At 44.9% G+C, this 21,852-nt stretch carries 4 protein-coding genes and 1 other annotated feature; of the genes, 1 reads left to right on the top strand and 3 read right to left on the bottom strand.

Annotated elements, in window-relative coordinates; genetic code table 11:
* Positions 1-192 precede the first annotated feature (192 nt).
* Entirely contained in the window at positions 193-16,542 is a 16,350-nt protein-coding gene (locus HZL42_RS06095; protein WP_219282698.1) for an LPXTG cell wall anchor domain-containing protein, read from the top strand.
* A 272-nt stretch (positions 16,543-16,814) separates the two neighbouring features.
* On the opposite strand, the gene brnQ is transcribed toward HZL42_RS06095, so the two are convergent.
* The 3 genes from brnQ to HZL42_RS06080 all read right to left on the bottom strand — a co-directional run bounded on the left by brnQ (position 16,815) and on the right by HZL42_RS06080 (position 21,851).
* Complete coding sequence (brnQ, locus tag HZL42_RS06090; RefSeq protein ID WP_219282697.1) at positions 16,815-18,200, bottom strand: branched-chain amino acid transport system II carrier protein; 1,386 nt, start codon at positions 18,198-18,200, stop codon at positions 16,815-16,817.
* Positions 18,201-18,327: 127 nt separating this feature from the next.
* Positions 18,328-18,566: a binding site (T-box leader), on the bottom strand.
* A 110-nt stretch (positions 18,567-18,676) separates the two neighbouring features.
* Entirely contained in the window at positions 18,677-19,561 is an 885-nt protein-coding gene (locus tag HZL42_RS06085; RefSeq protein WP_219282696.1) for a GRP family sugar transporter, read from the bottom strand.
* Positions 19,562-19,586: 25 nt separating this feature from the next.
* A complete protein-coding gene (locus tag HZL42_RS06080) occupies positions 19,587-21,851 on the bottom strand; it encodes an excinuclease ABC subunit UvrA (RefSeq protein ID WP_219282695.1) in 2,265 nt (754 codons plus the stop codon).
* Position 21,852 lies beyond the last annotated feature (1 nt).

Raw genomic sequence — 21,852 nt, 5'->3', positions numbered from 1 at the left:
GGCATTGATTTGAGGCTTAACCTAAAACAATGTCTATTTATTTTGATAAAATATCAGTTTAAAATTTTGATTTTGTTGTACACAAAGTATACGATTAGAAATAGAAAGATTTATATCATTATAAGTAATACATAAATATATATATTAAAAATTGTTTGGATATAATTGAAATGAAACATGGTGATATTTATGATGAATAATAAAAATGGCAATTTTAAAAAATTAAATGAAAAGAAGCTACTTAGAAAGGTAAAGAAGCAATGGGTTGTTGTTTCAATCGCATTCTTTGGAATCGTTGGGACCAGTGCTTTTCAGCCCCATCAAATTGATGTAAAAGCAGACTCTAACATAAGTAGTACCGTTATCAACGACAGTAATAGTCAAAGGCAAAGTAGCGCTACGGAAGCAAGTAGTGAATTGACGGCTTCAAGTTCTGCTAACGTTAATTCATCAGCTAATGTGAGTGATAATATTTCTGATGCCAATTTGAACGATCGGAATGCTGACAATGCAACAACTTCCAGTTCAAGCAATGATTCCAGTAGCGATACAACAAGTCCTAGTTCAAACAGTGCTTCCGGTAACAATACAGCAAGTCCTAGTTCCAGCAACACTTCTAGTAACGATACAACAAGCGCTAGTTCCAGCAATGCTTCTAATAACGATACGACAAGTGACTTAGAAGTTGAAAACAAATTGGGTACTGATCAATCTAACGGGACTGATGCCAATTCTGCAGCTATCGCTTCCGCTGCTAGCGCCTCTGTTGCTTCATCGCAACGGGCAGCGGTGCAATCAATCGCTTCTTACGTTGATCAGGCTGCAGCTGCAATCTCAGCAGTCAATTCATCGGCAAACGCTGCTTTAAGTAGTAATCAAAGTACTACTGGTAGTTTTATAAACCAGCAGTCATCTGCTAGTCAAACTGCTGATAGCCTTAGCCAAAAAATTAACTCAATTGTAAATGATCAGCAGGTGCTTAATAGTCTGGCATCAGCTAATCCTAGTGATTCGGATTTAACCAAAGATATCAGTGCCCTTAGTGATGCTTATTCCGCTGCTAAGACCACCCTTCAAAATATTGATGCGTTAGCTAGCCAACTCGCTAATTATTCAAAATCGGCTAGTGACTTTCAAAATGCTGCATCTGCAAATGCAACTTCAATTAGTAGTGCTTCAGTGGTTGCCAGTCAACAATCATCAAATGTGGCTAGCATTTCAGCCAGCTCAATTTCAGCTAGTGAACTAAGTGCGGCTCAAGAAACCGCAAACTCCGTTCAATCAGCTAGTATCGATGCCAGTGTTGCGGCCAGTAATTTTGACTCTAACTCAGCTCAATTTTCTGGAGTCGACGTTAGTTTTAATTCGGCTTTAAATAGCTTAAGCGTTGCTGTTGATTCGTTTAATGCCAGTGTTGATGCATCCGATAAGATTGCAAGCAGCGCAACCGTTAATCAGTCCACAATCGTTAATAGCATGGCCCAATCTGCGGCTAGCTCAGCAGCAGCGGCTGGAAAATCCGCATCTACAGCGGCTCAATCAGTTAGTGTGGCAAACCAAACAGCTAGTGCCAATGTTTCAATGAATACGCAGTTGTTAAGCAGTGCGAATGCTTCATTAAGTTTAGCAAGTAGCGCACTGGCTTCACTTAGTTCGTTGGCTTCAAACAATGCCAATGATATTCACGTTAGCAGTGCATTGGCTTCGGCTCAAGCTGCCTATCAATCAGCAAGTCAGGCCTACAATTCAGCAGCCACTTACTCAGCTGCTGAAAGTAGCTTTGCTGGTGAATTGAACAGTTTGAATGCTTCAGCCCAATCCTTAGTTTCACAGACTAATTCGGCCTATACCTCAGCTCAATCAGCTAGCACAGCAGTCTCACAGGCTGCTAGTGCCAGTGATTTTAGTGCGGCGTTTAATATGGTGAAAAGTGTAATTGCACAAGCGAATTCAGTAACTAGTTTGGCTAATCAAACCAGTCAAACTAGTGCATCGGCGGTTCAAGCGACTCAATCCGCAGGGAGTTTAAGCACTGCTGCGCAGTCTGCAGCTAGTGATGTTGCAAATCAGTCGAGTGCAGTTACTAGCTACCTAGCTAGTGCTAACGATTACGTTAACCAAAGTAATTCAGTAGTTATGAATTCCATTTCGAGTAATAATAATAGTTCGATTGCTAGCATGAGTGCATCGAATAGTGTCGCAAATAGTAATAATGTTGCTACAAGTATTTTTGTTAGCAACATCAATTCATACTCATCCGCAGCTAATTCCGAAAACGTTATATTATCGAATGCTGGGAGTCTTGTTAATAGTTTGAACTTTTATAACTTCCAAAATTCAGCTGTCTCTAGCGCTTCATCAGCCATTTTCTCAATGGCAACCCAAACCTCCATTGCTAATTTTGACCTAACTCAAAAACAAAGTACTGCTAATAGTGCTAATCAGGTCCTATCAAAGAATTTAAATTTGGCAAACTCAGCGGCAATGATCGCTCAATCATATTCTGCAGTTGTGGATAGTTTGAGTGCGTTTGTTAGTTCTGTAACTGCTAACCATGGGAATGCTTCTGAAACAGCTTCTGCTATTTCAACCGCGGCTTCATATGCAATAAACATTACCGCTGCAGCTTCCGTTGCCAATTCATATGCTACTACTATTAGTTCTGCTGAGGTGGTTGCTAGTGAGGCTAATTCATTAGCCAGTGCTGATCAATCAAGTATTGCTAGCCTCGCACAGTCAGCCAGTGATGCAGCTTCGTTAGCAAGCAGTGTTATTAAATCCGGAACTGACAGCGCTAGTAGCATGGCCGCTAGCGTTAGTTTTAGTGCAGCAACTACCAATTCCATTGCTAATGGCGCCCTTAGTGGTGCGGAAACTAACCTTAGCTCAGCCACAAATGGAACGAGTGCAATTACATCCGTTACCCAAAGTACGAGTTCATTAGCGAGTGCCGTTAACTCAATTAATAACTTGGTGACGAGAAGTAGTTTTAATAATTCAGCGAACAAGAATATTAACAGTGATGCAATCATTGCAAGCAGTGCTAATCTGGCTGCAAGTGCTGCCAATGCTACTGTGCTTAGTGCCGGTAGTAATGCCCAATTACAAAGTAGCCAGGTAACGATAAATATTTCAGCGGCTTCTTCGGCTGCATCAGTTGCCAATTCATATACTTCATTAGTCAATAGTTACCAAGGTCTAACTAAAACGGCATCTGCTGCTCAAAATAGTGCGTTAGCATCCTCATATGCTAATATAGCATCTCAAATGGCCAACCTAGCTAGTTCTGCTACCGTAAGTGCGACGGGCTTTTCTAGCGCTGCTAGTCAGGCAGCTAATCAAATTAGCAACTACCTATCAATTGCCAACAGTGCGAATTCAGTTGCCACTTCCGCTCTAGCTACCATTAATTCTGCTAGTTCTAACATTACCAGTGAAATCAATTCAATTGCTTCGGCACAATCGACAACCACTGCGATTGCAAGTAGTGCTGGGGAGCTTACCAATAGTGCCGCTAACGATAATTACTGGATTGGAAAGAATTCCAGTGGGACTAGTTCAAACTCATCAAATGATGCCATTGCTTCTGATGTTGCTAGTTCAAACACCATTGTTGCATCTAGTGGTGCAGATAAAGCGTCTTGGGCAAGTAGTATCGTTCCTGATAATTCTGACATCAAAAGTGACGCGAGCGTTGCAAGTAGTGAAAATCAACAGGCTTCACATGCCAATAGCGTTATTAACAGTGTTCATGCTTATGCGAACCAAGCTCAATCGGATGCGACATCATATTCCAATCAAGCAACGACGTTATTTAGTGATATTAATAGCTATAACGCGATTGCTTACTCTGCATCTGCCACTGCAATGAGTTTTGCAAGTTTAGGGGAAACTAGTAGCGCGAACCAATACATTGCTTCCGCCAGTACAGCATTGGCTTCCTTAAGCGCTTATTATGCACTTCTTAGTACTGCTAATTCGGTAGTTTCATCTGCTAGTGCTGCCCTAGATAGTTTAAATGCAACCATCAATTCTTACTCTGCAATCGCTACTGATGCTCGGAATACCGCCAGTTCTGCCGCCAGTGATGCGTTAAGTCGGTTGGCAGCATTAACTGGGTCTTCCGGTGGTTTTGGTGATCGGGGAAGTATTGTTGCTTCTAACGCTGCTAGTCAAGCCATTGCGAATAGTTCTGTTGCGATTTCAGCTGCTAATAAGGCTGGCTGGGATAGCAGTACGATTCAAAATAATATTAATTCTAATATTAGTAGTAATGTTTCATTAATTAGTAGCGCTAATTCGATGGCTATTTCCCAGGCATCATTATATCCAGATAATAGTAAAATTTCTGCAGTGGTTGCGGCTAATACTGCCTTATCATTACAGGCAAGTGCTGATTCTGCTTCTGCAGATTCAGCAAGTTTGAGCGCTTCTATTGCTAAATCTGCAGCTGATTCTTTCAGTATTATTGCCATTAGTAATGCAGTTCTTACTAGTATAGCTAATTCGAAAGTTGCTTACGATATTTCAATGTTTAAATCTGCTTCTGTGGCTAATGATAGTGCCGCAATTCAACAGTGGATTGATAATACCTGGAGTGATACCAACACGGCTGATAGTTATCAAGTTTTAACTAGTAATGCGACCAACAGTGCGTTAGCTCAACAAACGATTGCTGATAATGCCAGTAATGCGGTTCAAAGTTATGCTGATTCAATTGGTTCGTTGAAAAACGCGATTGCTTATAACGCAAGTGTGGCGGTCGATGCCGGAATTGCTGAGTCTGCTTACCATGTTGCCGTTGCCAATGCCAACACTGCAAATACTGGAACGGTCTCTGCTTCCAGTGCTAATAGTGCGGCTAGTGCGGCTCAAAATGCACTAAGCTCGGCAAATGAAAATGCAATTTCTGCCTCCAATACCAAATATTCAGTTGATTCTGCGATTGCTGACATTAATAGTGCCGCTAATTCTGAAAGTGGCCTTGGTGGCAATCAGGTCAGTAGTGAAGGCTCAGCCGCAACTAGTTATTCAACGGTAGCTTCTTCCAATGCTTCGGCCGCACTAGCAGCTGCCAGTGATGCAGACCATTACAACGCATTAGCTAGTTCTGCTGCAATAGCCGCTAAGAATGCAGAGTCACTACTAACTGGATATCGAAACGATGCCACTTCTAAGGCTAATGCTACTTATGGCATGACCGGGATTAATGGTGAATATCCTAATGCTATCCAAGCTCAAATTAACGCTACCAACACTTCCAATGATGCGAGTGTGGCAGTAGTGGAACGTTCAATTCTGGATAGTGCTAATTCAGTAGCAGCGAGTTATGCTAGTTTAGCCCAAACGGCGGCTAGTTCTGCAAGCAGTTATAATGACAACGCCAGCACTGCCAACTCCAACGCGATTGTGGAGGCGAACCGCGCAGTTACTAATTTATACTCGTTGCAAGCTTCTTCCAATGCCGTACAGGTATCAAGTGCATATTCTAATGCACGATCAGCTTCTCAATCAGCTCAATCAGTCAGCAGTACTGCTGACGTCATTGCCAATCGCTTAAGTGCTGTTTACGCCAGTGCTTCTGCCGCCTTGCAAAGCGCTCAGGATATTTACAACAATGAAGGTGGCAGCAATGATCGAGGAAGTGTCTGGATTTCTAGTGCGGTTAGTCAAGCTAGCTCCGCAGCTTCAGTCGCTAGCTTAGCGTTCTCTAATGCTCAAGCGGCATCCATTAATGCAAGCATTGCCTATTCAAGTGCATCTAGTGTTGAGGTTGTGATTGCTAGTCAAAATTCAATTGCAGTTTCTGCTAATAGCATTGCCCAAAGCGCTTCAGCTACCTCTGACCGGAGTGTCGGTAGTTATGCTGCATCACTTGCCTTTGCTGCATCCTCACAAGCCGCGCTTAACAGTAATATCGCACGGGTTGCGTTATCATCTGCGCAAAGTGATAGTACGCGGACTAGTTCTGCGGCTTCCGCTGGAAATGAAATGGATTCGATTGCTGAATCTAACTATTCAGCTGCTTCTGAATTCCACCAAGCCCATCAATCAGCTAATTCGGCTTCTGATTCAGCAACGACTGCGAATAGCGATGCTCAAACGACTTCCCAAGCTAACAGTGTAGCGGGAAGTGTTAATGGTGCGGTTAATAGCCTATCAAATGCCGGAAGCGTCTCTTCGAGTGCAATTACCGCCGCTTCAAATGGAGTGGACTCCAATGTAGTTACGTTCAATTCTTTGAACATTCATAACCACGTTGATTCTTCAGTTTCCAGTTGGAGTGAAACGGTTAGCTCCGCTGCAACCGTATTGAGTTCTGCTACTTCAGCTGCTAGTTCAGCGACAACGGCCCTCAGTAGCGATAGTGCGGGAGCTAGTATCCAGGCTAGCATCGCAAGTAGCGCTAATTCAGTTGCTAGTTTGAACGCTTCGTTGGCCAATAGTTACTATAACTTGGCATCGTCCTTTGCTACTAATGGGGATGGTAGTTTGTCAGGATCACTAGCCTCCAGTTTGGCTAGTTCCGCTTACTCAACGGCATCGATCAGTACCTCGATTGCTAACTCTGAATCTGCAATTGCAACCTCGGCATCTGCTTCAGCTAATGATTACTATAATAATGCCAGTGTCCAAGCAGATGTTTTAAGTGTGGCTAATTATAATGCAATTAGTGCTTCAACTGCCGCAAGGACAGCGACTGTTTCTGCGGTAAGCTATGTAACCAGTGAAATGAGTAGTGCATCTACTACCGCAAGTACCGCAAGTGATACCGCAAGTTCTGCTAGTTCTCAAGCTAGCTCAGCTAATTCTGGTGCCCAAATTGATTCAGCAATTGTTGATACTGATAATAACAAGACGGCTGAAACGAACAAGGGGCTCTCTAGTTCAACCAGTAGCGCAAGTAGTAGTCGGGATGATGCTAACTCGGTTGCTAGTTCAGCGATTTCAATGGCTTCTGGGCACGCAGGAGCATACAGTAATAGTGATCTTAATCGCTATGTTTCCAACGCTAATGATAACTACAGTGTGGCCGTTAGTAATAGCATTATCGCTTCTTTAGCAGTTACTACTGCTAGCTTAGCTAATTCAGTTGCTAATGAACATGCTAATAAGGCTTCAGTTGAAGCTTCTCAGGCTGCTAGTGAACAAACGAGTGCTAATGGTCTATGGAGTGCGACTAACTCTAACAACAGTGATAATAGTAATGCACCAAGTGCGATGTCGAGTGCTTCCGCTGCCGCAAATGCAGCAACGTTAGCTAGTTCGTATAATAGTGCAGCGCTTTCTGATTCAGCATTGGTTAGCGGAGTACGGGCAAGTGCTTCCATTGCTTTGAGTACTGCAATTATTGCTAGTAATGCTGCTTTAACGGCGGCATCATTAGCTAAGTGGAATGCTAGCATGGCATTAGCGAACCTGTATTCCCAGGAAGCTGCTAGTCATACTTCAGTTGCAAATTCTGACATTGCATCCATTAGTTATTATAATTCTGCCACAACTAGTGAAGCAATTTTGACTAGTGGCTTAACATCCAATACCATTTTCAACAACGATAGTGCCAATAGTTATAACGGTGGTGCTCAGTATAGTGCCAGCGCCTATCCTAATACGCGGGCTTCAGAAGCAGTCAAAAGCATTGCTTATGAAGCTGGGGTTGCCACTTGGGTTGCCGGTAGTGCCGTTAGCAATGCACTAATTGCTAAGTCGATTGCCTATTCTGCTGCTTCAGTTGCTTCTTCTGCAAACATCATTGCCCAGTCACTCAGTTCGGATGCAGCTAGTGAGAGTTCGGCTGCCACTAGTGCTTCAGCTGCTGGGGAACCGAGCATAGCTAGTTCGGTTGCCGTTGCGGCATCAACGACCGCAAGTCTAGCTGAATCTGCTTCAAAAGTGGCTTCCAGTGCACTATCAATTGCAGACGTTCAATCATCAAGTGCCGGTGCAGATTGGTATTTTGCAAGTTCTGCAAATACGTATACAGAATCTGCATCAATCTTTATCAGTAATGCCATTGCCGCAAATAGTTTTGCTGATGTTGCATCCAATAACGCTAACTCTGCTTCAGCTGATAGTGAAGCAGCAGCATCCAATAACCAATCAATAGTTGATCGTAGCGCATCCGTAACTAACACCAGCAACGCGATTAATGATTTGAACTCGTCTGCTAATAGCTATAGTACAGCAGTTTCTACAATGACGAGCGCTGTTGACAGTCTTGCTGGTTACAACTCGGGGTTACCATCATTTAGTTCTCAAATGGTATCAGCAAGTTCTGCTAAGGCAGCTGCTTCTTCAGCGAATGCATCAATTAGTGGAATTAATAGCTCAGTGGCTAGTGATATGAGCAACTATTCCAACGCAGTGAATGCTGCTAGCTCTGCTACCATTGCAGCATCAGATGCTGCTTCTAGAGCTGCTTCCTACTATAGTCAAGCATCGTTGTATGCTAACTCGTCATCAGCTTCGAACGGATCGTTAGTTCCATTTGTAGATCCATCTTCCGCATATTTCTTTGAGTCTGAAGCTAAAGCACAAATGGAAATTGCTAGTGCTAACAATTCAACGGCTGCTAGCGCGAACGCTGTTACTAGTGCTATTAGTAACCAAATGGTTTCTTACCAATCAGAAATTGCTACTCAAACAGTACAACTATCAACAGCATCGGAGACGGCTAGTCAAGCTTCATATGCGGCATCGTCAATTGTTTCATCCACCGTTGCAAGTGCTAGCACGGTAACTAGTTCACGTTCGAGTACGGCCCAAAGTTATCAAGTATCTTCAGCTAATGATTCATCAGCTTCCATCGCTTACAGTGTAACTATCTCTGTTTACCCTGCCATTTCTAGTTATGCTAGCACCACTAATTCAGCCAATATCGAAACCGCTTCGTTGGCAAGTTCATATGCCAGCAACGCAACCATTGGTGGATTGTTATCTTCATTTGCATCCAATACTAGTTTCGATAATTCGATTGCTTCCAATGCATTAAGTGATGCAGCAGTACAACTTAACAGTGCATCGGTTGCTTATAGTATTGCATCCAGTGCAACTTCAGTCGTTACTCAGGATTCCATTGCGCTGTCAAATGCTAAGAGTAAACTGGCTGCTGATAGTGCTTCAATTGCAACGGCAGAAGCCGAAAAGAACGGACCATTGGCAATTTCTGCTGCTAATGATGCGGTTACTCAACAGTCCTTTGCATCATCTGCTGAAAGTGAATCAAGTAGCATGGCTTCAATTGCTAATACAAATAATAATTTGGCAGTTTCATATCAAAAAGCGGCTTTAAATGACTATGCAACCGCAAGTGCAAAGGCAAATGATGCCGTGATTAACAACGCCCGTGCGAACATTACCGTTGATTCGTATGAAACTAGTGTTGTCCACAGTGCAACGGTCATTTCAAGTAGTACCACTAGTTTAAATACGACCACCACTAGTGAAGCGAAGGGGAGCTTAGATTCCATTTATGTAACGGTAAGTAGTAATGCTACTGATAACCAAACCACCTTTAGTCAGGCAAGCGCCCAAGCTAGTCAGGCAATCAGTAATTCTGCCACCCGGATCAGTAGCTATAACTCTAATCAAATGTCAATTGCAGCTAGTGCTTCCAGTGTAAATAGCACGGCAAGTACTGATGCTAGTCAACAAAGTGTGAATGCTTCAACAGCCTTGAGTACTGCTAACTCAGCTTCAATAGTTGCAAGTACTGCTGAATCCAATGCTAGCGTTGCCGCATCTACAGCTGCTTCTTATCTTAGTTCGGCTAACTCGCCATCGATCACTAGTGACGCAGCAATTTCACTAAAGAACAGTGCTAGTTCTTTGATTGCATCTGCGCAAGGTGACCAATCAACGGCTGCGAGTGCCGCTTCTGTCGCTACCAGTGCATTTAGTAGTGCGAGTGCGGCTTCAATTGCGGTTGACACCGATAACCAAACAATTGCGCAAGCAAAAACATCTCTCAACAGCGCAAGCGTTGCAATTAGTAACGCCATCGTTGCAAATAGCTATGCTAATGCTGCTTCGAATACAGCATCTACTGCTAATGCTAACGTGGTTCAGGCTCAATCTGCTGCGAGTGCCATCCATTCGAAATCCGCAACTGCAAGTATTGAATCTAACGCTATCAATAACGCGTCTGCTGCAGTGCAAAGTCAATCCGCATCGGTTTCAAATGCGGTATCGGTAATTGCCACTTTAAATTCCGATAATAGTAGTTACGCTTCAGTTTCGACTGCGTTTAGTGTAACTAGCAGTGCAAATGCCGCTTATATTAACGATGTAAGTACCGCTAATTCAGTAGTTAGCCTAGCTAGTTCAATTGCTAACCAGATTGCAAAACTTTCTGCCGCTACTGATACTAACGTTACCAGCGCAGAGTCGTACAATAGTAGCGTTCAGTCTGACGCAATTGTGGCATCTTCTGCTGCCGCGGTAAATGGTGATTCTAATGCTGCCTCTAGTGCAAGTAGTGCTGCCGTTGAACCAGCTAGTGGGGTTAGTGCTCAAACCAATAGCGCCAGTTCAAATGCAGCGGTTGTGCAATCGTTAATGAATCAGTTAGCAGCTGCTCAATCAGCCGCTCAGGCTGAAATTAGTGATGCTAGTAATCAAGCCAGCAGCGCTAGCTCTGCAGCTAGTTTTGCTACTAGCTACGTTAGCTCAGTGGTTTCTGCAGCTAGTTCTACTGCTAATTCTGCCAACTCAGCTGCATCATCAAGCACATCCAGTGCTGATTCAGATGCAAGCGGAGCCAGCGAAAACGCAAGTGATACTAGTGATGCCCAAGTATCAGCATCATCTTCTGCTAGTTTAGCTGCTAGTCGGGCTAATAATGCGGTTGATACTAACAGCCATGCCCAGACCATTTCCGCCGGAAGTAATTCCGAAATTGCTAGTGCTAAGGCTAGTGCATTTTCATACGCTTCGGATGCCGTCTCAAAAGCAACTGAAGCTAGCTCTGCAGCAAGTAATGCGAACAACTTTGTAAGCAGTGCCAATAGTAACGCTACTGCTGCAAGTTCTTACGCCGCCCAAGCTGCAGCGGAAGCATCCCTAGCCACCTCCTACTTAAATAATACCAGCAGTGCGGTTGCCGATAAGAGTGATGGCCCAACTGCGCAAACCAATGCTAGTTTAGCATCCGCTGCTGCAGTATCCGCCGCTTCATTTGTAGCTCAGGCTAGCGCTCACTCGAGTGCGGCAGCTGAGAATCTAAAGTCAGCAAACAGTCTATCCTCATTAGCCAGCTCTGATGCACAAATCACCAGTGCTGATGCTGATGGAGCGACAATTGCTTCTGCTCATGCTGCCATTACTTCAGATTCGATTGCCATTAGCCAGGCGAGTGCTTCTGCCGCAAACAATTCACAGGCTGCAAGTAACGCTACCGGCACGGTTGATTCGGTTGTCGCTGCATCTAATAACGAATTTGTATCAAATCAATCGGCAGTAATTAGTTCTGCTAATTCAGTAATTGCATCGATTACCGCCTCAATTAACGCAGATCAAAGTTCAATTGCCTCCGCTAAGGCGGTAACAAGTAGTGCAACTAACAGTAGTTCTGCCGATGCATCACGGGCAAGTAGCGCTCAGAGTCAAACTGTTAGCTTAAATCCTGATGTTGCTAGCATGGCTATTCAGATTGCTAGCGCCGCTTCTGTTGCAGCTAGTGCTGCTAGTGCAGCAATTTCATACAACGATAGCAACGCCAGCTCACGGGCTAGTGTAGCCGCTACTAGTGCAACCAGCGATGCTAATTCAGCCAGTGCCGCAGCTACTGTGGCTAGTGCAGATGTTCCAGTGAATACTGCATCTAGTTCATCTGTCACTAAGGACACTAATAATACCAGCGCGATTGCTAGTGAAACTGCTGAGACCGCTAAGAATGATCCAAATAGCTCATTGCTTAGCAGCGCCGCTTCAGATGCTAGTTCGGCAGCAGCCTACAACCAAACATTGTCGGATGAGGTAACTACTGCTTCCACCGTTGCTTCCAATGCTGCTACGTCGCTTAACTCCGCTAGTCAATTGATGAGCAGCTATGCGAGTCTTGCCGCTAGTGAAAGTGCGGCTGCAGCATCAGCTTCCGCTGCTCAAAATGTTTCAGCAGCGGTTAGTGCAGCATCAGCTGCTGAATCGTACGCCCGTTCCGCAAGTAGCGAAGCGTCATTAGTTTCATCTGCATCGATTACTGCTAGTTCAGCATCCGCAGCAATTTCATCGCTATCGAATGAAATTAAATCGGCTAGTTCAATTGCTGCTGCTGCAAGTAGTGCTGCTTCATCTGCGGTTGTTTCTTCAGCATCCACAATCATTGCGTCAATTATTATTAACATGAACAGTTATCATGCTGATCAGGCAAGCGATGCGGTTGCTAAAGCTGACAGTGCTGCAGTCGATGCAATGCACTCAGCAATGGCTGTTCCTGGATCCATTGCATCGTCAGCTAATGCAGATACGGGTTCAATTGCTAGTCAGTATGCAAGGAATGATACAATTGCCAATTCACTTGCCAGCTTGGCAGCCGTAACTAGTTCGGATAACAGCAGCGCAGCTTCTGCTTTATCTGATGCTGGGACGCAAAGTTCCGTGGCATCCAGTGCCTACTCAGTCGCAGCTAGTGCGGTGATTACAACCCAAAGTAATTCAGCCGAAATTGAAACTGCAAAGGCTAAATTCTCATCTGCATCTTCAGCAATCGATAGTGCCTTGAAGGTTCCTGGAGCACCAAGTGTTGCTCAGTATCTTTCTGAAGCTATTGCTGCGTCATCAGCAGCATCCGCCGCTGTTGTTAATGCAGCCCAAAATAGTAATGCCGCTTTGGTTGCCACTTCCAGTGCCAACAGTGCCAGTCAAAAAGCTGTTAGTGAATCATCAGTTGCTAACGCTATGGCTACCGATGCCGTTGTTAACAACGATCGCGCCCATACGGTAGTTCACTCATACGATGCTAGCGTTGCCCAAAGTGCTGCTAATAGTAATGCGACCGTAACCAGCTCGAACACGACTGCGACGAACGATGATAATGCTAGCGTTGTTACAACAGCTAGTTCCGCAGCAGTGACGTCAGCATCGAATAGTGATACGAATAGTGCTGCTAATAAACAGGCTAATAGCTATGTCAATACTAGAATTAGTAGTTATAACGCTAACCAAATTTCGGCCGCAAGTGTTGCACTTTCAGCTGCTACTTCAGCAACAACGGTGATGAATGCTGCTAGTGCAGATGCCTCAGCTGCCCAAAGTGCCGCCAATAGTGCGTCATCTGCAGTACTGATCCAATCATCAATCGCTATTTCCGCATCTGCAAAGGCTAGTGCTGACCTGAGTCAGGCTGATCAATCTAATGATATTGCCGCAACTGCTTCATTGCGAAGTGATGCTAGTTCGATGGCTGTCATTGCTCAATCCGCTAGTTCCGCAATTGTTCCACAATCTTCAATCGCTGCTAGTGCTGCTGCTAAGGCATCTTCAGCTAAGAACACCGCTGCATCAGCAGCCGGGGTCATTGCTAGTGCCGCCATGACGATTAGTAGCGCGAGCGTTGCCATTAGGACTGCTGCAATTGCCAATAGTGATGCTGATTCAGCTGCTAGTGTGGCGAAGGAAACTAGTGCTAATGCTAATTCTGCTGAATTGGCTAGTGCTAGTGCCAGTGCAACCTCAGTCGTTGCTGGTACAGTTACTGGTCAAATCAAACGGTCCTCAGCTGCTATTAGTAGTCAGAATTCAGAAATTAGTGCTGCTAATTCGTTGGTCAATAGCCTTAGTGGGTTCAACAGCGTTTACATTAGTGGACAGATGAGTTCAATGAGTAGTGCAAAAGCTGCATTTGATACGGCTAGTTCAATCGCTAGTTCAGCCGTATCCGCAGCAAGCACAATTGAAAGTCAGCTTGCATCCCTTGCTACTGTCGCCAGTCAAAACGCATCGAATGCGGCTGTCAACGGTAGTGCTGCCAACGCAGCTTACAGTTCTGCATCTAGTTATGCATCAACGGCAGGGGATGCCAGTGATGCTGCTAACGAATTAAAGGCGGCCCAATCAGCATCAAATGCCGCTGTAAGTGAGAATGCAGCTGCCCAATCAGCATCGAATGCAATTGCAGCCCTTAAGGCGCAACTGGATAGCTTGAATGACTCAACCACTAGTGCATCACAAACCGCCAGTGCGAATGTAGTCGCAGCTTCCACAGCTGCTAGTCATGCAGCTAGTATCGTTGCTTCCGTGATTGCCAGTGCCGAAGCAGTTGCTAATTCCGCTAGTTCCGTAACGTCAGGTGCTGAAAAGATTGCTGCGCCAGCCGCTAGTGCTAACGCTTCGATTGCGACTGCCGCTCAAAGGAATGCGGTATCATACGCTAACGTTACATCTGCGAAGGCTTTAGAAGCGGGTTCAGCTAATGACCATGCCCAAACGATTCACACTAGTAACTCAGAAATTGATAGTGCTAAAGCTAGGGCGGCTTTAGATGCTGCCGACGCAGTTGCTAAGTCATCCGATGTAATCATAGCTGCTAGTGAAGCAACTAGCATCATAAATAACGCCGTTAGTGATGCTGCCGCTGCTAATTCTTTCTCTAATAATGCGTCTGCTGACGCATCCACTGCTAACTCTGCATCTAGTGCTGCGAGTTCGTACGCTGCAATTAGTAATGCTCCAGCAGCAGTTTCTGCAGCCCAAGCGGCTGCTTCAGCTGCCGCGGGTGCCAGTGCTGCTGCATCGAATGCGGCTGTTCATTCGAACGCCGTTCAATCTGAAAATGCTTTGGCATCCTCAGCTGAGAGCCGTGCTAAGAGCGACGCAGATATTGCTAGTGCTGATGCTAATGATGCTCAGGTTCAATATGATCGGGCGAAGGTCATTTCTGATTCGATTGCAATCAGTCAAGCTAGTTCGGCTACTAATGACGCCGCTAGTTCTGCTGATTCTGCAACTTCGGCTGCTAATTCAGCAAATTCGGCATCTACCAATAGTGTCGTTTCTAGTTACGCTAGTTTTGCTAGTTCAGCTAACAGTGCGGTTAATTCGTATTCTGCAATAATTAGCTCTGCCAATAGCGCCATCAGTAGTGCAAAGGTCGTTGTTTCAAGCGCATCGTCAGCTAGGGTTGCGGATAACGCTCAATCTGCAACCAATCGCTTAACTAGTACGGTTGCTAGTGCAGAAACCGCTGCTTCAATCGCTGCTTCTGAAGGCAGTATCGCAGCTAGTCAGGCCATCTCATACAACGATAGTCAGGCCAGCGTGCGGGCTAGTTCCGCTTCTGCAAACGTACACAGTGGTTCTGCAATCGTTAGTTCTCAAGCCAGCGAAGCTAGTACCGCGGTTAATACCAACTCGGCAACGATTAGTTCTGCTAACTCAGAAATTAATAATACCGATAAGGTTGCTAGTGAAACGGCTTCAACCGCTCGCAACGATTCAGGCGATCCAGCCATTTCCAAGGCTGCTACTGATGCCAGTTCTGCAGCTGCTTACAACCACTCCCTTGCCAGTGACATGAGCAGCACGGCACAGGTTGCCAAGGGTGCATCAAGCGTTCTTAGTTCCGCAACCCAAGCAATGAGTAGTTACGCACAACTAGTTTCTAGCGCTAGTGCTGCTGCTTCAAGTGCCTCAGCCGCTAATAACGTTTCTGGAGCAGTTAGCGCTGCATCAGTTGCCGAATCGATTGCCAGTGAGGCAAGTAGTACCGCTGCAGTGGCTTCGTCCGCTGCCGTAGTTGCTAGTGCTGCTTCTGCCACAATTTCGTCATTAGCTAAATTAGTTAAATCCGCTAGTTCAGTTGCTGATAGTGCAAGTAGTCAGGCTTCAAGTGCATCAACTGCGGATTCACAATCAGCCTCCGCCAGTGCGAGTGCATCAGCCTCAGCTAGTGCATCCGCTAGTGCGAGCGCCTCGGCTTCAGCTTCGGCAAGTGCATCCGCTTCAACTAGTGCCTCAGCGTCGATTTCTCATAGTGCCTCGGCTTCAGCGAGTGCCAGTGCTTCTGCCTCCGCCAGTGCGAGTGCTTCTAATTCAGCCAGCGCTTCAGAATCCGCTGTCCAATCATCGGCTGCGGATAGTGCCTCGGCAAGTTCTGCGGCGCCTTCTGCTTCTGCTAGCTTCTCTTCAGCAGTTATCTCGTCTGCTGTTTCTAATAGCCATAGTAGTCATAGCAGTCATGCTAGTCACTCTTCGTCATCATCAGCTACGTCTCACCAGAATGGGAAGCATAGTACCGGATATGATACTGATAATCACACCGGAAAAGATGGTCAAAAGACTGATAATGGCAAGCACAATCATACCGGAGGGAATCCTTCTAAGAAACGTCCTCAGCGGCGTGGCTACTCCACGATTAATAACCGGCAAAACTACATCAAGCAACACCGTGCTGATGTAAGGGGAACCCGCAATAATAACAGTATTAAGGGCAAGCTACCACAGACTGGTGAAAATCAATCTGATGAGTACAACCTACTAGGATTAGTTACGTTAGGATTATCTGGAATGTTCCTATCCGCATACAAGCGTAAGAAACGGAGGTAGTTAACTCCGAATCACAATTAAAAGGATGACCATTTACAAGTTGGTCATCCTTTTAATTTGGCCTGATATTAATCGTAAATCAATAGCAGCCCTAGGATCAATGTTGACCCTGGGGCTGCTATTTTGATTGTTATTAAGTTAATTGATTTGATGGATTAATATGTGATTAAGACTATGTGAAGGTGAAGCTATGATATGGGATGGTGCTTGAAGCTATGTGGTGAAACTATGTCGTGAATTTATGTGATGAACCTGATTGAGCGAAGCGCTAATTAATCATTAGCTAGGGCAGAAACGCCTCGTCTAACCCGCACAAGATGCCATACAACTCCGATAACGGCACCGACTAGTGCTGGAACCACCCAGTCCATTCCAACGTTGGCAAATGGTAACACACTGTGTTGGAACTTTGCAACCGCAAGGGCAAACCCACTTTGACTAACGACTGGTGGGAATGCAGCTAACATATCGAATATGGCGGGAACAACGGTGAACAATACGACCATTCCGTAAACAACGGGGTCGCGCTTGAAGAGTGGTGAAGTAACGGAAAGTAAGATTAGGACCATTGAGAATGGGTATAGGAACATTAACATTGGAGTGGACCAAAGGATGATTTGATCTAACCCTAAGTTAGCGGTTAAGAACGATACTAAACAGATAAATGTTAACCAAGTATGGTAACTAAACTTTGGAAAATGCTTGTGGAAATCTTGAGCAAACGCTGCGACTAGTCCAACGGCAGTGGTTAAACAAGTTAGGGTGATTAATGCTGCTAATGCGGCTTGACCAGCACTCCCAAAGTAGTGGTGCATGATTTGGGCGAACGTTCCACCACCATCGGGGCCGAGCTTGTAGTCGTTAAGACTAGTTGCTCCTAACCAGATGAGGACTACGTAGATGAGTCCTTCAACGGCAACGGATAACACCCCAGCATTAGCAGTGACCTTGGCATTGCTACCAGGCTTGGTCTTACCCAGTTGCCGAACGGCTTGAACAACGGTAACCCCAAACGCTAATCCGGCGAGGGCGTCCATCGTGTTGTAACCTTCCAAGAACCCGTTTAAAAATCCGTTTTGCTTGTAGGGCGTGGTAACTGCTTGTAATCCGGCATTTCCCATCGGCGTTAAGAAGGCCACAAAGAAGATTGCAAATAACATTAACAAGAAGAGTGGATTTAAAACCTTCCCAACCTTATCCATGATTGATGATTCGCGGTATGAAATGAAGAACGCAAGGCCAAAGAATGCGGCGGAGAATACTAGTAGCCCCACTGTTTCGTACTTAGCTGGGAGAAATGGTGCAACCCCAACTGTGAATGGAACGGATGCAGTTCTGGGGGTTCCAAAGAGCGGCCCGATGGTAGCATGGATCAAAACCATGAAGGTAACCGCAAAAGCGGGACCAAGGGGACGGCCAATGTCGTAAACCCCCTCTGAGCGAGTAATGCTGATTGCTAAAACTGATAGTAATGGTAGCACAACCCCGGTACATAAGAACCCGAGGGTGGCAACCACCCAATTAGCTCCTGACATCTGGCCCAAATGAATTGGGAAAATCAGGTTTCCGGCTCCAAAGAAAAGTGCGAACAGTAGCGAACTGACGGTTAAGTATTGTTTCCGCGTTAGCGGATTCGGATTTAAATCTGTTTCTTGCATATTTACATTCCTCCAAAAGTGTTTTAACGTAAGCAATTAATAATTTACTAATCTGAATCTGACTAATGTCACTTTCCAATTGAACCACCCCCTTAAATTACAATAAAAAAACACCCCTATTCAAAAGAATAAGGGTGCTCACACACGGTACCACCTTAATTACAAGCCGCCTTAAAAAGACGGACTTGTCGCTAACTACGTACTAACATACGCTAACGCTGTAATGGGCGTACCCAATGTAGATTACTAAATCTTCGTCACATTGCTCGAAAGTGATTTTTCATCGTGAATATGAATGCTCCCTTTCACCTAACGGAGCTCGCTGCTTTCGCCATCACGATTACTTTTCTTTCTCAAAGCATCTCGTTTATTTGTAATTATCTTAGCTGGAATCAAATTAAAAGTCAATCCTTTTTTGAGAAAAAATTAAAAATTAGATTAAAAAAGGCTGAGGATAAATCCTCAACCTTACCAACTTATCTAATAAAACTGGTCATAATGCCACCAATTAACACCATTGCAACTCCACTGACGGTGTATAAAAGTGATTTACCAGTCTTATGTTCATGTAAAATGACCAGTCCCCCAAATGTTGAAACCACAACACACATTTGAGAAAGGGTAAACCCGGTGGAAACCCCATTAAGGGTAATTGAAATTAAGTATCCCGCAGTCCCAATTCCAGAATTAAACCCGGTAAGAACGTTCCTGAAGGTTTCTTTTTTAAATAGTGGCTTTTGATCCCGGTAGTCTTTGATTAATAGTGAGAAGATGATTGCGCCCGCAAACATCCCTAATGATTGGGGCGGGAAGGTGGTCCAACCATCAGCTCCGGTGATTTTAGGGAAGGTGGAACAAGCGGTGTAACCAATTCCAGAACCAACGATTAACTCGATGAGGCTCTTAGTGAACTCCCGCTTGCTAATCGAATTGCCACCAGTTTCACCGTTACCAGTTCTGGTGGTTAATACGACTCCAATGACCACTAGAATAACGGCTGAAAAACCAATTCCCTTGGCAACGCTGCTTTCCCAACTGCCAAAAAACAATACCCCAATGATGTTGACTCCGACTAATTGAAGGCCGGTAACGATTGGGGTGGTGGTGGAAACCCCTAACTTACGAAATGCATTGTACTGGGTTAGTTGGCCCAACGACCAACAGGCTCCACCGATGAAACACCAAAAGAAGTCTTCAAAAGTAACATTTGGCTTTTTAACTAGCCAGATTAAGATTCCAACGATTAAGGCACCGTAAGTTGTCCCCAATAATTGTTGGATTGGCTTGCCACCCATAAAGTGAACCCACAGGGGGGTAATTCCCCATAATAATGCGGGAATTAATCCAATTAGAATATCCAAAATATTTCCTTCTATCTATAAAAAATTAGTTGCGCCGTTTATTATACTCCAACATTGCCTGGCCGGTAACTGATTTTCTGGATTTAATCGAATCAATTGGGCGGCCTGAATATAGGATTTCCCCGCCATAGCGACCAGCCTTTGGTCCCACGTCAATTAACCAGTCTGCAGAACTGATGACTTCGATGTTGTGTTCAACAATGATAAGGGTATTATTAGCTGCGACTAATTCCTTAAATAGCTTAATGATGGTGCCTACGTTAAACATGTGGAGTCCAGCGGTTGGTTCATCTAGGAGGTAGATTTGGCCGGTCTGGTTTAATTGTAGGGCGAGCTTCAACCGTTGAAGCTCCCCACCCGACAAGGTATCCAGGGATTGGCCGAGGGAAAGGTAGTCTAACCCGACCCGTTGCATATTGATCAGTGGTTTTTCAATCTTTGGGGTGGCCTTAAAGAATGGAATTGCTTTTGCAATTGAAAGGTTTAGGACCTGACTAATGTCTAAGTCTTGATACTTATATTGCAGGGCTTCGTCATTGTAACGCTTACCACCACAGGCCTCACAGGTCTGGATGACCGGATCCATGAAGGCCATGTTGGTAATTACAACGCCCTTTCCCTTACAAACGGGGCACTTCCCCTTTCCGTTATAGCTAAAGAGGGTCCTCGAAACGTGGTTCGCGTCCCCAAATAATTTCCGAATTTCATTTAAAATATCCAGGTAGGTAGCAGGGGTGGCCCGAATGTTAGCCCCAACCGCATCTTGAGATAAATCGATGTATGGTTCGGTTAACTTGTCTTTGACCGCCTGCATCAAAGAACTTTTACCAGAACCAGCAACTCCTGAAATAACGGTTTCAACGCCCAGTGGAATTTTGACGCTAACGTCCTTAAGGTTATGGATTGAAACGTGGTTCAAATCAAGGGTCTTTTGGAATTCTCGCGGATGTTCGTTAAACTGTAACTTAGCCCGGAGGCATTTACCGGTCAGGGTATCTGACTTTAGAAGTTCATCGAACGAACCGTCAAAAGTGATGTGACCACCATCTGCCCCAGCCTTTGGACCAATTTCAACCACATATTGAGCAATCGGAATTAACTCAGGATTGTGTTCAACGATCAGGACTGTATTGCCATTATCCCGTAGCTTGGTAAGGGCCCGTTTGATCAATTGAATATCCTTTGGATGTAAACCAACACTGGGTTCATCTAAAATGTAGACCATGTCCACTAGGGAGCTATTCATGAACTTAGCAATTTTGATTCGTTGCGTTTCACCACCCGATAGGGTCTCGGTATTTCGGTCTAACGTTAAGTAGCCGAGCCCGAGGTCAATTAACGATGAAATTTTAGTTGCTAGTTCCCGAATGATTCCTTGAACTAACGGAGTTTGAATTGACTTTAAGAATTCCAAACCGTGAATTAAATCCATCTGTAAGACATCGGCGATGTTTTTATCGTTAATCTTACACTCCAAAACTGGCTTTCTCAGTTTAGTTCCATGACAAACTGGACATGCGTGGTGGTCGACCACTTCTTGGATGGCCTTTTGGTGGTGCTTACCCTCAGCACTGTTAATGATTGAACGCTTGATTCTAGGAATCAATCCCTCATAGAGAATGCTGTTGCGCCAAATCTTGGGGGCGTCCTTGAGCTTTTGTTGGGGCGCGTACAATAATAAGTCTAACTCTTTCTTTGAGTAATCTTTGATTGGTTTATCATTATCAAATAACCCGGTGTGCGCATAGCGGTTCCATCGCCACGTGTGGGGACCAAAGCTAACAAAGGTAATTGCTCCTTCGTTCAGCGACTTATCGTAGTCCAAAATTTTATCGGGGTTAATGTCGTCTACGTACCCCAAGCCCTGACAGTTGGGACACATTCCTTGGGGGAGGTTAAACGAAAAGGTATCCGAATACCCAACCCATGGTTTGCCGGCTCTGGAAAAGAGCAGCCGCATTAACGAGTAGATTCCCGTGTATGTAGCAAGCGTGGAGCGGGGATTCTTCCCAATCTTTTTTTGTTGAATGACAATCGCAACGGGAAGATTATCAATTCGATCAACGTGGGGTTGACCATATTTAGGCAGGTACTGCTGGGTAAAACTAGGGAACGTTTCGTTCAACTCCCGTCTGGAGTTAGCGGCGATCGTATCGAACACTAGTGATGATTTTCCAGCTCCTGATAGTCCGGTAAAAACGGTAATGGCGTGCTTATGAATCTTTAAACTAATGTCCTTAAGGTTATTCTGATGGGCATTATGAACAATGATGTATTGACTTTCAGCCATG

The sequence above is a fragment of the Lactobacillus sp. Sy-1 genome (assembly GCF_019303535.1).
Classification (GTDB): Bacteria; Bacillota; Bacilli; order Lactobacillales; family Lactobacillaceae; genus Nicoliella.
This window is presented reverse-complemented; position numbering and strand designations above follow the sequence as displayed.